Here is an 11,962-nt window from a genome sequence, read left to right on the forward strand (position 1 = left end):
TGGCTCAGGCCGTCTCGACCAAACGGATGCACGCGCCCGGGCGAGTGTTGAGAATGATCGGGTTTGACTGCGCCTCCAGCTCCACACCCTTGCCGTGCTTGAGGCGGTCGGTGCTGGAGTAGAACGGCAGGCCGATGGTGTTCACAGCCTCGACATAATCGGCCGGCGCGTAGTGCGCGATGAACATATCCGGCACGCCCATCGGGATCACGACAGCCTCGCCGGTGGCGACAAAGGGCTGGCCGGCGACATTGCCCACGGCGCGCTCCCAGGTGATGCCACCAAACTCGAAGGCGTCGCGGCCATCGCCGCGCAGCTTCTCGCTCTGCTGGTTGAGATACGCCTCACGCACGCTTGCATTGCTGATCAGCTTGCGCCAGAAGCTGCGCCCACAGAACGCATGCGCGCCGGTGAAAGGCAGCATCTTGAGTGAGTCCTCGACGCCCTCGAGCACGTCCAGCGCCTTGCCCTGCACGCTGGTGCTGTCAGAGTTGAGCGCCATTTTCACGGTCTTTTGCTGGATGCCGAATGCACCATAGAGATCCGTGATCACGGTGCTGCCGTCAGCGTCCAGAATCTTGCCTTTCAGAGCACCCATGCGCTGCCACTCGAGGGTCGCGTCGATGCGGCGCGCCATCTTGCCCAGCTTCTTATCGACCACCTGCTGCACGCCCTCGAGCTGATCCTCGCTGCCGAAGGCGCGCACGTTCTGCACCTCGTCTGCGAGGATGGTTTCAGTCACCGGAAGGTGAACGGCATTGAAGGTGACGCCGGTGCGCTTGTTGCGTCCCAGCGGGGTGGCCGGTGCGCCACGCTCGCCAGCCGGCACCAGCGCCAGGGTGTCGCCATCCTTCTCGACGGTGGCGCTGGTAGTGGCAATGCCGGTTTCTTCAAAGATGCCCAGTTGGCCCAGGCGGGACGGCACATAATCGGCCTCGTTGATCGAGGCCGTCAGGCTGCCGATAGAGAAGATGTCAGAGGAGAAAATATCAGCGGGCATGTCGCCCTCCTTGAGATATCGGGTACGGTCGGGGTCGTGCGTTAGAAACGACAACGCCGCCCAGTGGGCGGCGCATTAGACGGTGTGAGTGCGGATCAGTTATTCGTCGGGAATGTCATCAAGGTCGCCAATATCAATCATCGTTCCCACCGGCAGCTCAACGCCACGCAGGATGATGCCGATAGCGGAAAGATCAGCGGCCATGTCAGCCAGCTGCCCATCATTCATTCCCTCTGCCCAGGTGACGGCAGTGCCATTCACCTCGCAATCGCGCACATGCGCGACAGCAGGCACCGGCCCCTTGGTGGCGTCTGCCGGTCCATAGAGAATGCCAGCAGCGATGCCAGTCGAGCCATCGTCCTCGGGGTCGTGGGCGACATAATTGCCGAGATGGTTTTTAGCCAGCACGGTGCCGGCGGCCAATACCGCGCCGGCGGCAATCCAGATCGACTCGCGCGAGCGGGAGCCGGCAGCCTCGGACAGTACGTGCTCGCCGGTGCGGGCCGGCTCGGTGTGTTGAATCGGGGTCATGATGCTCTCCAGGTAGTGCGGTTAGGATGCGCTGCGCGCGCGGCGGCGGGCATAGATGCCCTGGGTGTCGATGCCGGCACGCTGGCCACCCTCGGGCGAGTGGCTGGAATGCACGCCGGCGCTCGAGGCAGCAGCCACGTCGAAAACGTATTCGCGGGCGGTGTCGGTCTGCATGTCGCTGCCGACCAGCTTGGCGAGCAGCTGGTGCTGGCCAGTGGTGGTGCAGGTGTCGATGATGGCGACCACGCGCTCGCGCTCAGCCGCGACAGCCTCGCGCTGCAGGGCAGCGGTATCGGCGGCCGGCGCGGTGGCCGGCTTGTCACGCCAGGCGAGGATCTGATCGCCCAGCTCAGCGGCGCGGGCCTCGGCCTGCTCGGGCTCGATACCAAAGGCCAGCGCCAACACATCGGCGGCGCTCATGGCGCTGGGTGCAGACTGCGCCGGTGCGCGCTGCTGCTCGAGGTGATGCTGGGCAGAGCGGCCGGCAGCGGCCAGGGCGCGGGAGTAATCGCCAATCGAGGCGGCCGCCTTGAGGTCAGTATCCACGGCGTCGATCAATCCCAGCGCCATGGCGTCCTCGCCGGTCATCCAGGTTTCTGCGCGCATCGCCTCTTGGATCTCGACGCGGCGCGGCTCGCCGGCACGCGCGACGAATAGCTCAAGGATGCCATTGCGGATGGTGTCGAGATCATCCGCGAGCTTGCGCATCTCGGTGGCGTTGCCCATGGCGACGGTCCACGGGTCGTGGATCATCAGCAGCGAGCCGGTGGCCATCTCGCGGCGGTCACCGCCCATGGCGATGGTCGCGGCGATAGAGGCAGCGATGCCCTCCACGCGCGTGGTCACCTGGGCCTTGTGGCCGCGCAGATAATTGGCGATGGCGATGCCATCGGCCACGTCGCCGCCTGGCGAGTTGATATGCACGGTCAGTGCCTCGACATCGCCCAGCGACGCGATGGCGTTGATAAACGCGCTGGCCGTGGTGCCGTCACCACTCCACCAGTCGATGCCGATCTGGTCATTGATCCACACGTCAGCGTGACGGCCATCGTCGGCCGCCTGTACTTCAAACCATTTCATGGTGATTCCTCATTGGTCGGGGTCGGCGTCAGGGTCTGGGTCGTTCGCTTGCGCGGTGCCATTCTTGGCCACGCGGCGCGGGTCGGAATCGAGCACCAGCCCCTGGTCATCTGCGCTCACGTTGCCGCGCGCGATCTCCTTGTCGAGCTGATCGAGCGACCAGCCGCGCTCTGCTGCCGCCTCGCCGCGAGGCTTGAAGCCGGCGCGCACCTCCATCAGATCGGCGGTGACCTCCTTCACGGGGTCCACCCATTGCCACTTGGGCGCGATCCAGTCGATGGCCAGCAGATCCGCGCGGCGGCGTGCGTAGTCAGGAATGACCAGCGCCCCGCTGCTCACGGCCGTGTCGAGCCACTTGGCCGCGATGGGGCGGCACCACTTGTGGATCACCAGATCGGCCTGCAGCATCTCAGCCCGCCGGCGGAACTCCAGCAGCCCCGCGCGTATCGAGGAATAGTTGACGCCCTGCAGATCGCCGGTCAGCTGCTCATGCGTCAGGCCGGCGCCGCGTGCCACCGCGTGCATCTCGGTGCGCAGCCAGTTGGTGTAGCTGCTGCCAATGTCGGGCGGGTCGGAGAATGTCACCTCCTCGCCATCCTCCAGGTAGTGGATGCCACCTGGCGAAAACTCCTCCAGTCCCTCGCCAGGCTCGCCGCCCTCCACATGAGTGCCAAAGAATGGCACGTCCTCCTCGGGGTCAGCGTCAGCCTTGCGCTTGACGAATGCCCCGAACAGCTGCGCCAGTTTCTGGCGTGCCAAGGTGGCATCCTGCATGGCGTCGATTTCATAGAGCCGCACGATCACGCTGGTCAGCTCAGGCACCCCGCGCAGCTGACCAGGGCGGGTGCGCCGGTAAAGGTGCAGCACCTGATCGGCCGGCACTGGCACGCGAGCATTGATCTGCGCGGTCAGCTTCTCAGCGGGGTGGTAGCGCCAGAGATGGTAGGCGCGACGCTGGCCAATGCCGTCCATCTCGATGCCCATTTTGATCACGCGGCCGGTCATCGTGGTGGAATAGCTGGCGTCCAGATGATCGGCCTCGAGCACCTGCAGCTGCAGCGGAACGCTCAGCCCATCGGTCAGGCGGCGATAGCGGAAGCGCCCCAGCACCTCGCCGGCCTCGAACTGACTGCCCAGCGCAAGCGCCTGCAGGCCATAGAAGCTATCCATGCCATCGGCGTCTGCCTCGCCTGCCCAGCGATCCCACAGTGTCTGGATCTCGGGATCAGCCCACTGGGGTCTGATACCGGTGCCCACCAGATTGGCCACGTAGCTCTCGCGCGCGCCGCTGGCGTATGCGTTATTGCGCACCGCGTGGCGACTGCGCGACTTGAGCAGCGGCAGCGAGTGGGCGATGGCGGCATTGGGGCCGGTGGTGGTCACGCCACGCCCTGCCATACGCCGGCCTTGGCTGGCGCCTTCATAGGCGCTCGCCTTGATCCCCATGCTCGAGGCAGCGCGGCGCATGCCTCGCGATAGGCTGCTGATCAATCCCATGTCACAGCCCCTTTGATGTCGTGGTGTAGCGGGTGCGAGAGCGCGGGCGGCGACCTACGCGCGAGGCAGCCAGCACATCGGCGGAGATGGTGCGTTCCAGCTCGCGTAGCTTGTCGATGTCGGCATCTGCATAGCTCAGCGTTTTACCGTTGGCCGTGCGAAACGATGTCACCCGCTGGCCGGTGGCCAGGTCGAGCACCGCCTGGCGAACGCGGGCGAGATCAGCGGCGGTATATGCCATGGGGAAAGCTCCAGGATTGCAGCCGGCCAAGTTTACAGGCGCGACTTGACCACCCGCCGGCGCTTGCGCGCGGCCGGTGGCTTGGGTTGTGTGGCGGCGGGTGGGGCGTCTGGCGACTGTGAGATCAGCGCGTTGTCATCCCAGGCGGCTGCCCAGGGCGGCGGCGCGCTCCATTCGATGCGCTCGCCTTTCATCAGGATGAACAGCGCCAGGTTGTACACGCACAGATCAAATGCCTCATTGGGGCGCTTGCCTGGTTTGCGCCATTTGCCGCTCGCGGGGTCGCGGATCTCATACGTCAATTCGTCGTACCACCAGCGCCCCAGCCAGCTGGGTGTATGCAGGTAGCCCGCGCCGGCGTTGTCGCGGTCCATCATGGCGGCGACGGCATCTTTCAGCAGATCGGTGCCCAGCAGGTAGAGCGGGACATCACCGCGCGCGGTGGATTGGCGCGACTTGCGGCTAGTGTTGTCCGGCCATGTCTTGCGCACCCGCGAGCTGCCGCGCGTGCTCGAGCCTTTGACCAGGAACGCGCGGGACTGCAGGCCATCGCGGCGCAGCCGCCGGTGCCAGTCATACGCCTGGCTTGTCACGCTCTCCTCGCCATCACCCTCGCCGCCGGTGTCCACCGCGATGGATGCCACGGGCATGCGCCGGCCGCTGCCATCGTCGAGCTTGTAGCTGCGCAGCAGCACGTCACGGGTCAACAGATCCCAATCCTCTGGCTGGGTGGCCGGCGAGATGGGGCGCGGCGCCTGATCGTTGTCGGGGCCGCGATCCTCCTTGATGTTGAAACGGTCGATCACCCAACACTCGCGGTGCGCGCCCCAGCCCTGGATCTGCACGACAAAGCGGCGATCCTTGCCGCCCTGTACATCCACGGCGGCGGTCAGGAAGCGCACGCCCTGGGGTACGGTGCGGCGCTGGTAATCCTCGGAGCGATCAGCCAGACGCTCGCTCGAGCGTTGCGTGGCTGCGCGCCGGCGCAGATAGGGCCGGCCCCAATCGGTATTTATCACCGCCTTGAGCGTTTCCTGGCTGTCAGTCTGCTGGTAAGTCTCCTCGGCACGCCGGAGCTTTTCATTCAGCGACGCCCAGGACTGGAAGGCCGCGGCCGGCCCCTCCATCCAGAATGAGGCGATACGCGAGCGCCGCGGGGTGCCGATCATCTCGCCGGCCTCATCGAGCTGGGCACCCTCGGGCACCCAGCGGCCGGCCAGGTTTAACTGACGCTTTGCCGCGGGGTCGATCTCGGTGCCGCAATGCGGGCAGAACACGCACCCCGCCTGCCGCGAGAAATTGTCCATCACCGGCGGGAACCACTGCCGGCAGTGCGCCTCGGGGCATTGCCAGTACCAGATCCGGCGGTCACCGGCGTTATAGAGATCCAGAATGCCGGTGGTTGGTGGGGCCATGTGCGGCGCGTCATCTGGCCTGCGCCAGTCGGGGTCGGTGATCTCTCGTCCCGGCGAAGACTCGGCCAGCGTCATGCCGGTGGAGCCGAATGTCTGAGTTCGCTTGCTGGCGAGCAGGAACGCACTACCCTCTCCATCCACGTCATCGGGAAGGCGGTCGAAATCGGTGATCAGTACGAACTGGTAATCACTCGAGGCGAGAACGTTCTTTGATGGCCATTTGATGCCCAGGTAGTTACCGGCACGGAACGTCTTGTCATGCACGTTGTTATCGTGCCCGCGCGGACTCATGCGGCCGACCAGACGAGGCGAGTTGACCAGCATGCGATCGATGCGCTTCTTGCTGAACTCGCGCGCCTTCTCCTCACTGATCTGAACGATCAAGCCGTCGCCGGGGTCGCACTCGATCTTGTAGGCGACGTAACCATCCACCAAGGCGTTGGTCTTGCCGGTACGCGCGGGACCGACAAAGATCACGGCGTCGTACAGCCGTGATCCCATGCAATCCAGCGGCTCACGCATATACGGGGTGGTGTCGGCGCTCCAATCGCGCACGGTGCCATCACCGCTGACCACCTTCATCGCCTCGGCCGCTGCCTCACTGGGCTGGATGCGGCGCGGCGGGCGAATCAGCTCGGCCACATCACGCCGGATAGAAGCGGCACTGGCGGTGCTAGTCATCGTCGGCCTCTCCGTCGTCAGCGATCACGGCCTGATACATCTGCTCGCGCAGCGCATCGGTCACCTGCTCCACCAGCTGGATGCTCTCGGGCGCCAGGCCGGCGTCGCGCTCCAGCATGTCGGCCAGCGAATCCAGGCCACTGGCCACCGCCTTGGCGAGCCGGCTCATCTCGCGGTGCGCATCCTCCACCGGCACCAGCAGGCGCAGCTGCTGCTCGAGCTTCACGCGCTCGGTTTCAGACTGATACCACGCCTTGCGATCCTGGGGCGGCAGATCATCGGGGTCAGTGCCGGCCGCCCCGATCATGTCGGAGTAAAGCGCGGGGCCGACATCCGCCAGGGCGTAGACACTGGCCCCGCCACGCTGGCCGGCCGGCACTACGCCAGCGGCGCGCAGCCGCTTGCGCACGGTGTCGCGGTGTAATCCGAAGGCGTCAGCAATGCGGGTGATATTCCAGTGGTACGCCTCTTGTAGTGCGCTGATGTCTGCCATGCGCTGGCCACCCTCTGCTGATCACGTCACTGCCGAAGCATCGGCACCATCGGCACCTCGAAAGTCAATAGCCATGCGGGATTGCATGAGGTGCTGCTGCCGACGCTAGAAACTCGAAAAAATGCCGAGATCCGCGAGTCTGCGCCCCCGTGGTCACTCTGGAAGCTCTCAAAAGGACCCAGTAATTACTTCGACGAAAATAACTGATACCCTATTATCGTAAAATTAACATCCTTGATGTTGATGTTATTTAAATATCGCATTACTAGTACAACAAGTGAAAGGAAGATTTAGGAAATGGAATTCATATCTTTTACCTGTCAATTCATACTGCCCCTCTTAGCACTATGTGCCACGGTAAAATATGGTAGTCATCAAAGGAGAAAATCTTCTAGAGAAGATCTTAGAGATTTATTCTCTCTAATCAACATCAACAGCAACACAAGAACTACCGAAGAACTAGATTTAATAAAAAATCAATTTACATACATATTTAACTTTGAGATCAGAACAGAAACACTGGATCTCATCACAGTAAAGAAAAATGACTATAAATTTCTTAACTATTGTCTAAAAAACAAAAAATTATTGAGAACCTCTGACTGCCTGATAACATTCTCAAACATTGAATATAAAACTAGAGCCTCTGTTTTTATATGGCTTGCAATTTTAACATTGAATTATATAGTCTTTGCAATATTATCTTCCAGCTTAAAGTCTGAAACAGTAGAAATAGTTACTAAATTATTATCATTACAGGCTTCCTCCGAATTCCTAAAATCAATAGTTTTCTTTTCTGCGATGGTAGTAGCCTATATAGTTGGTCGAAAAATAATAAAAGCCACGTTTTACAGACAGCTTTTACTTCGAAAAAAATACATCGATACCCCTGTAGTATCTCAAGTTGAAAGAAATAAAATATTGAAAGAAATCAAAAAGTTCTAAAGTCACTCGTTAATGATACTACTCAAGTAAAGTCGATCGCGATTAAAATGCCTGCGCTGTGATTCATAGTCGGCCAGCAAGCTAAGCAGATCACGATTGGTTGTCACCAACCGATCAGGGGCGGGTAGTGGATCGAGCAGATAGCTCGGCACCTCAAGTGTGCACTGCCACTCAGTGGGCATCACCACTGACTTGCTCTCGAAGGCGCTGCAGCCACTCAGCAGCAGCGTCAGGCACAGGCCGGTCAGCCCACTCAGCAGTCGTCGCATCGTCTCTCTCCATCCGGCCAGCAGCTGCTCGGGCAGCCATGATTGAACGATCATCGAAGGCGCGACGGGCTTCGCGTGCCTCCAGTGCGACGGACAATCGCTTCATCTGATTGCCGTAGTGCAGCGCCATCATCTCGAGGCCGCGGTTGACCGCCTTCTCGGTGGATAGCTCAGCCTTGAGATCATTGGCATGCTGCTCGGCCTTGGTCGCCTCATAGGTCTTCATCGCACCCCAGCCCAGCACCACCGCCATCAGGATGACCTCGATCTTCACGCCTGATATCAGCTTGCGGCCCCATGCCCATGCGGTCGTGATCAACGCAACCATCGCCCCACCACCTTGTCGAATAAGGCATCAGACTTGGCACGCAGCCACTCGACACCGAGGAAAGCAATCGCAGCCCCGATGGCCACGGCCATGTCCTGATCCAAGCCACCCCAGTCCAGCAGCGGCTTGAGTGCCAATGTCAGGCCACCCACCAAGGTCGCCTCGAGCAATGACTTGTAGAAGCGGCCGCCGGCATGCAGGCCGCGCAGTAGCGCGATCACGAATGACAGCCCCGCTGCATAGAGGTTGGCTTGATACGGCTGCAGCCACTCCAACAGCATCTGCCATGTGGATGGATCGCGGTGTGGCATATCGGCGGGCTCGTGGTCGTCATTCTGCATATGGCCTCCTGAGTCGGTAGGCCCTGCGTAGTTCGTTATTATCGTTATGCGATGTGGCCGCCAGCACGCACGTACACGCCCAGCAGCTCATCGGTATCAAGCTCACGCTGCCCATATCCTGCACCTGGCAGGCTCGCCCAGATGCGCCGACACGCATGGATGGCCTCAGCGATGCGGCCGTCATACACCATGCCCAATGCCCGACACTGCCGGATCAACTGCTTGGCAGCCTCATCCTGCGAGGCAGGCGAGAAGTCCGGCAGGTGGAAGCGGTTGGCCAGGTCATCCCAGGTACGCACGAGGAACTGATACCGGCCCGCCGCTGTACTGTGGATGTTGTACGACTTCAGCCATACCGACTGGCGGGGATGATCATCGAAGCCGTCGAAGGTATTGCCGCCCACCAGCACGTCATAGCCCTCAATCGAACTGAAACGCGGCGTGCCCTCGGCATAGGCAATAGTGTCCAGGAAGGCCGCCAGATTGCTGGCATCGTCAGCCGCCGGATCAACAGGCGCATCGAAGCCCACCAGCTCGACCTCATCGAGCCAGTGCGCGGGGGCATGTGCAGGCATGGGCATCACCGGTAGTCAGATACGAAAAAGCCCCGCCGGATGGCAGGGCTCGCAAATCACATGGAACACACTACGAATATCGTCTGCGGGAACGACCGTGAATCAGTGATGCTTCAGCAAGTTCATGTGTAAGCCGTGTGAACTCGCTTTCATCGAGCATTATTCACTCCATGAGGCTTGAGGCGGGGAAAGCGCGTTCGGAGAATCTGCTATTGGAGAATACACTTCTCAGCGTCTGACGGGCCTCCAAGTGCTTCTGATTTTGACGTTCTCTATTACACGCCCGCAAGGCCAGCTCACGTGTGAGACCTTGATGTCGGAAACGCTCGACAAGCTCACGAAGAGTCAAGTGCTCAACCTCTATGACTCGATTGAGCGCTTGCCCTAGTTGCAAAACACCACCTTTTTCCCCATTTGAGATTAGCTCTCGAGTGATATTTCTCATGACATTTGTGTCCATTCGGTAATTTTCGTAAAAAATGTATCTACACAGTAGCGTTTACGATTCAACGGAACGGAATCCTGTCATTGTTGATTCTTAGTCAATTTCATGAGCCCACAACCAAAAAGCCCCGCCAGATGGCAGGGCCTTGAAATGAGTGGTGATCCAGAGACGCAAGAATCACACAATAGCTGGATCGTACCCTCTCGCGGCCACTTTTGCAACATGTGGTAGTCAGGCGGCCATTTCTGCCTGAGAAAGTACCATATACAGTAGCGAGTCACGGCCGTGCGCTGCTGCTTTTCGAAGCGATGTAGATGACTTGAACGGCTCCACCTTCACTGCCCCGGGTACCCATCCCAGTCGCGCCAGAATCGCCACCTGAGCCGCCACGGCCTGCGATTGGGTCATCATGCGCGGTGACTGGCAATGCTGTACCGGCGGGATCGCATAGGCCGCCAGCAGTACCGCCATGCGCTGACGATCGGTCAGGCGTGACAGCAGCGCCGCTGCCATCGTTCGCCACTGGCTTTCCTGCTGATAGCGCTCTGCTGCCTTGCCGACGTGATCCACCAACCCTGTGCAATCGCCACGCCCTTCTCCCATGCCGCCCACCGATGATACTTGATGCCACCCGGCATTCTGATGGCGCAGCCCGGTGCGATACTCGATCTCCTCCTCGAGCAGCTCATCCAGAGCATGTGCCAATGCCTGCTGACGCCTCACGCCCTCCGGCAGCTTCTCGATCAGGCGGAAGACCTCCGCCAGCCCCATATCCTCGATCCGCTGCATGTCCTGCCCTCCTGCTCCGGGTTACTACGTGAGCGCTATGCCGTTGCCTTGCGCCACTCACTGCCATGCGGCATCACCTCCGGCTCGCCGGCCACCACCGTCTCGGGCCAGCTTGCATAGGCCACCAGCACCGCCTTGGCCTCATCCACGCCCTTGGCCAGCACTGCCAGATAGCCATTGCCCTCCATCTTCTCAAGCCATTCGCGCTGGCTGGCCGAAAAATCGGCATTGTGAGGCGGTGCTGCTTTGAACTCGATATAGAGGCCATGCCACCCGCCTCGCGCTGAGGCAACCACTAGATCACTGACACCGGCACGAACGCCCTGGGCCTTGAGGTCGGCAGCCGTTTTCTTGTTGCGCTTGCCGCCATTGGGGATGTGATAGGTGACATCCTCTAGCAGCACCCCCACCTGCTCCCCGCGTCGCTGCTCGCCTTTGAGCCAACGGATCAGTACCTTTTGCTCGTTGCCCTCGCGGTCGATGCGTGGCGCCGACTTGCGGGCTTGGCCGGCGGTACGGTTCGGCGACTTGCGGGCCGCCATCTTGGCGGAAGGATGTGTTGCCCAACTCATTCAGGTCTCCTTTGCGCTGACTGCCAACGTCGGAAGTTGGCGATGATTCGTGGCAGCATCTGGCCAGATCGCTTGCTCTTGTCCATCTCGGCCAGGGACGTAACACCACACGCCTTACAGAGGAAATCCACGCCATCCTCATATTGATGAGTCCCATCCGGAATGGTGTTCTCGTCAAGCTTGTAGCGATGCCGTTTGGCGTGATCCAGAAACATCAAGAACCCCTCAGCAGCCAACAGCATCTCGGCCATCTGGGCATACTTACCCTCTATGCTTGCCATCACTCTGCTCCCCCTATCCGGCCACCCTTGGCGTTGTAGTGTGGCCTACCCAGGGCAATGCAGTGCTTGCACGTCCCCAGGCATCCCGCCAGTTGATGGACGGTCACGCGCCTGCCGCAAGCAAAGCAGAGACGCAGGGCTGAACGATTCGGGCGCTTGAAGCTGCCAGCGGGGCGATAGCTCACTGCAACATCCCCAACATATCCGGCTGACCTCTCACCGGCGCCAAGCGGATCAGGCGGTATTCATGCGCAGCACTGTCTCCACGTCGGCGGCTCTCCACGATCAATCCATGCTGGCGACGCAGATCTCGCAAGCGCGCACTGATGGCAGCTTCACTATCCAGACGGTCGAAGCGGGCAAGGATCTCCGCGGCCAGCTCATGCAGCATCAGCCATGAGCGCGATTCACTGAGCGCTAGATAGGTACGACCTAACTGACTTGCGGGATTGTCCAGCGTCGCCCGTCGTGGCCGTGGG

The 11,962-nt window shown here is 61.0% G+C and carries 15 protein-coding genes; 2 read left to right on the plus strand and 13 right to left on the minus strand.

What is annotated here, in order from left to right; translation table 11 throughout:
- Positions 1-4: 4 nt before the first annotated feature.
- The 7 genes from BOH68_RS11840 to BOH68_RS11870 all read right to left on the minus strand — a co-directional run bounded on the left by BOH68_RS11840 (position 5) and on the right by BOH68_RS11870 (position 6,938).
- On the minus strand, positions 5-1,000 hold the full coding sequence (locus BOH68_RS11840; RefSeq protein ID WP_077374349.1) for a major capsid protein: 996 nt from the start codon (positions 998-1,000) through the stop codon (positions 5-7).
- A 99-nt stretch (positions 1,001-1,099) separates the two neighbouring features.
- Positions 1,100-1,531, minus strand: coding sequence for a head decoration protein (locus BOH68_RS11845; protein WP_077374352.1), 432 nt, complete (start codon positions 1,529-1,531; stop codon positions 1,100-1,102).
- A gap of 21 nt (positions 1,532-1,552) precedes the next feature.
- Positions 1,553-2,611 carry a head maturation protease, ClpP-related gene (locus BOH68_RS11850; protein ID WP_077374355.1) on the minus strand — a complete coding sequence of 353 codons (1,059 nt, stop codon included), beginning with the start codon at positions 2,609-2,611 and terminating at the stop codon, positions 1,553-1,555.
- 9 nt (positions 2,612-2,620) lie between these two features.
- On the minus strand, positions 2,621-4,108 hold the full coding sequence (locus tag BOH68_RS11855) for a phage portal protein (RefSeq protein WP_077374359.1): 1,488 nt from the start codon (positions 4,106-4,108) through the stop codon (positions 2,621-2,623).
- Position 4,109: 1 nt separating this feature from the next.
- Positions 4,110-4,349: a phage tail protein gene (locus tag BOH68_RS11860; RefSeq protein ID WP_077374362.1), complete on the minus strand. Its 240-nt coding sequence runs from the start codon at positions 4,347-4,349 to the stop codon at positions 4,110-4,112.
- Between the two features lie 32 nt (positions 4,350-4,381).
- The gene (locus BOH68_RS11865; RefSeq protein WP_077374365.1) at positions 4,382-6,445 is read right to left on the minus strand and encodes a phage terminase large subunit family protein; all 2,064 of its coding nucleotides are present in this window, start codon (positions 6,443-6,445) and stop codon (positions 4,382-4,384) included.
- Entirely contained in the window at positions 6,438-6,938 is a 501-nt protein-coding gene (locus BOH68_RS11870; protein ID WP_077374368.1) for a DUF1441 family protein, read from the minus strand. The genes BOH68_RS11865 and BOH68_RS11870 overlap by 8 nt, the downstream gene beginning before the upstream one ends.
- 297 nt (positions 6,939-7,235) lie before the next feature.
- Between BOH68_RS11870 and BOH68_RS11875 the strand changes: the two genes are divergently transcribed.
- Complete coding sequence (locus tag BOH68_RS11875) at positions 7,236-7,883, plus strand: hypothetical protein (protein ID WP_139345444.1); 648 nt, start codon at positions 7,236-7,238, stop codon at positions 7,881-7,883.
- 171 nt (positions 7,884-8,054) lie between these two features.
- Here BOH68_RS11875 and BOH68_RS11880 read toward each other — a convergent pair whose 3' ends face one another.
- The 6 genes from BOH68_RS11880 to BOH68_RS11905 all read right to left on the minus strand — a co-directional run bounded on the left by BOH68_RS11880 (position 8,055) and on the right by BOH68_RS11905 (position 11,483).
- Positions 8,055-8,480, minus strand: a complete 426-nt coding sequence (locus BOH68_RS11880; protein WP_077374371.1) for a hypothetical protein — start codon at positions 8,478-8,480, stop codon at positions 8,055-8,057.
- Positions 8,468-8,821, minus strand: coding sequence for a phage holin, lambda family (locus BOH68_RS11885; protein WP_077374374.1), 354 nt, complete (start codon positions 8,819-8,821; stop codon positions 8,468-8,470). The genes BOH68_RS11880 and BOH68_RS11885 overlap by 13 nt, the downstream gene beginning before the upstream one ends.
- 44 nt (positions 8,822-8,865) lie before the next feature.
- Entirely contained in the window at positions 8,866-9,396 is a 531-nt protein-coding gene (locus BOH68_RS11890) for a glycoside hydrolase family 24 protein (RefSeq protein WP_077374377.1), read from the minus strand.
- 676 nt (positions 9,397-10,072) lie between these two features.
- Positions 10,073-10,630 carry a hypothetical protein gene (locus BOH68_RS11895; protein WP_077374380.1) on the minus strand — a complete coding sequence of 186 codons (558 nt, stop codon included), beginning with the start codon at positions 10,628-10,630 and terminating at the stop codon, positions 10,073-10,075.
- Positions 10,631-10,665: 35 nt separating this feature from the next.
- Complete coding sequence (locus BOH68_RS11900) at positions 10,666-11,202, minus strand: VRR-NUC domain-containing protein (protein WP_077374383.1); 537 nt, start codon at positions 11,200-11,202, stop codon at positions 10,666-10,668.
- Positions 11,199-11,483, minus strand: a complete 285-nt coding sequence (locus BOH68_RS11905) for a hypothetical protein (protein WP_077374385.1) — start codon at positions 11,481-11,483, stop codon at positions 11,199-11,201. Before BOH68_RS11905 ends, BOH68_RS11900 begins: the two co-directional genes overlap by 4 nt.
- Before the next feature lie 247 nt (positions 11,484-11,730).
- Here BOH68_RS11905 and BOH68_RS11910 point away from each other — a divergent pair, with 247 nt between their 5' ends.
- A complete protein-coding gene (locus tag BOH68_RS11910; protein WP_170877384.1) occupies positions 11,731-11,883 on the plus strand; it encodes a hypothetical protein in 153 nt (50 codons plus the stop codon).
- The last annotated feature ends 79 nt before the right edge of the window (positions 11,884-11,962 follow it).

This window comes from Cobetia sp. MM1IDA2H-1, assembly GCF_002916775.2.
In the GTDB taxonomy this organism is placed as follows: Bacteria; Pseudomonadota; Gammaproteobacteria; order Pseudomonadales; family Halomonadaceae; genus Cobetia; species Cobetia marina.

Bases quoted from the DNA above. Each gene is read 5' to 3' on its own strand.
- BOH68_RS11875 (WP_139345444.1), top strand. From the start codon at position 7,236: ATGGAATTCATATCTTTTACCTGTCAATTCATACTGCCCCTCTTAGCA.
- BOH68_RS11860 (WP_077374362.1), bottom strand. From the start codon at position 4,349: ATGGCATATACCGCCGCTGATCTCGCCCGCGTTCGCCAGGCGGTGCTC.
- BOH68_RS11845 (WP_077374352.1), bottom strand. From the start codon at position 1,531: ATGACCCCGATTCAACACACCGAGCCGGCCCGCACCGGCGAGCACGTA.
- BOH68_RS11865 (WP_077374365.1), bottom strand. From the start codon at position 6,445: ATGACTAGCACCGCCAGTGCCGCTTCTATCCGGCGTGATGTGGCCGAG.
- BOH68_RS11840 (WP_077374349.1), bottom strand. From the start codon at position 1,000: ATGCCCGCTGATATTTTCTCCTCTGACATCTTCTCTATCGGCAGCCTG.
- BOH68_RS11870 (WP_077374368.1), bottom strand. From the start codon at position 6,938: ATGGCAGACATCAGCGCACTACAAGAGGCGTACCACTGGAATATCACC.
- BOH68_RS11850 (WP_077374355.1), bottom strand. From the start codon at position 2,611: ATGAAATGGTTTGAAGTACAGGCGGCCGACGATGGCCGTCACGCTGAC.
- BOH68_RS11890 (WP_077374377.1), bottom strand. From the start codon at position 9,396: ATGCCTGCACATGCCCCCGCGCACTGGCTCGATGAGGTCGAGCTGGTG.
- BOH68_RS11885 (WP_077374374.1), bottom strand. From the start codon at position 8,821: ATGCAGAATGACGACCACGAGCCCGCCGATATGCCACACCGCGATCCA.
- BOH68_RS11880 (WP_077374371.1), bottom strand. From the start codon at position 8,480: ATGGTTGCGTTGATCACGACCGCATGGGCATGGGGCCGCAAGCTGATA.
- BOH68_RS11895 (WP_077374380.1), bottom strand. From the start codon at position 10,630: ATGCAGCGGATCGAGGATATGGGGCTGGCGGAGGTCTTCCGCCTGATC.
- BOH68_RS11905 (WP_077374385.1), bottom strand. From the start codon at position 11,483: ATGGCAAGCATAGAGGGTAAGTATGCCCAGATGGCCGAGATGCTGTTG.
- BOH68_RS11900 (WP_077374383.1), bottom strand. From the start codon at position 11,202: ATGAGTTGGGCAACACATCCTTCCGCCAAGATGGCGGCCCGCAAGTCG.
- BOH68_RS11855 (WP_077374359.1), bottom strand. From the start codon at position 4,108: ATGGGATTGATCAGCAGCCTATCGCGAGGCATGCGCCGCGCTGCCTCG.
- BOH68_RS11910 (WP_170877384.1), top strand. From the start codon at position 11,731: ATGCGCAGCACTGTCTCCACGTCGGCGGCTCTCCACGATCAATCCATG.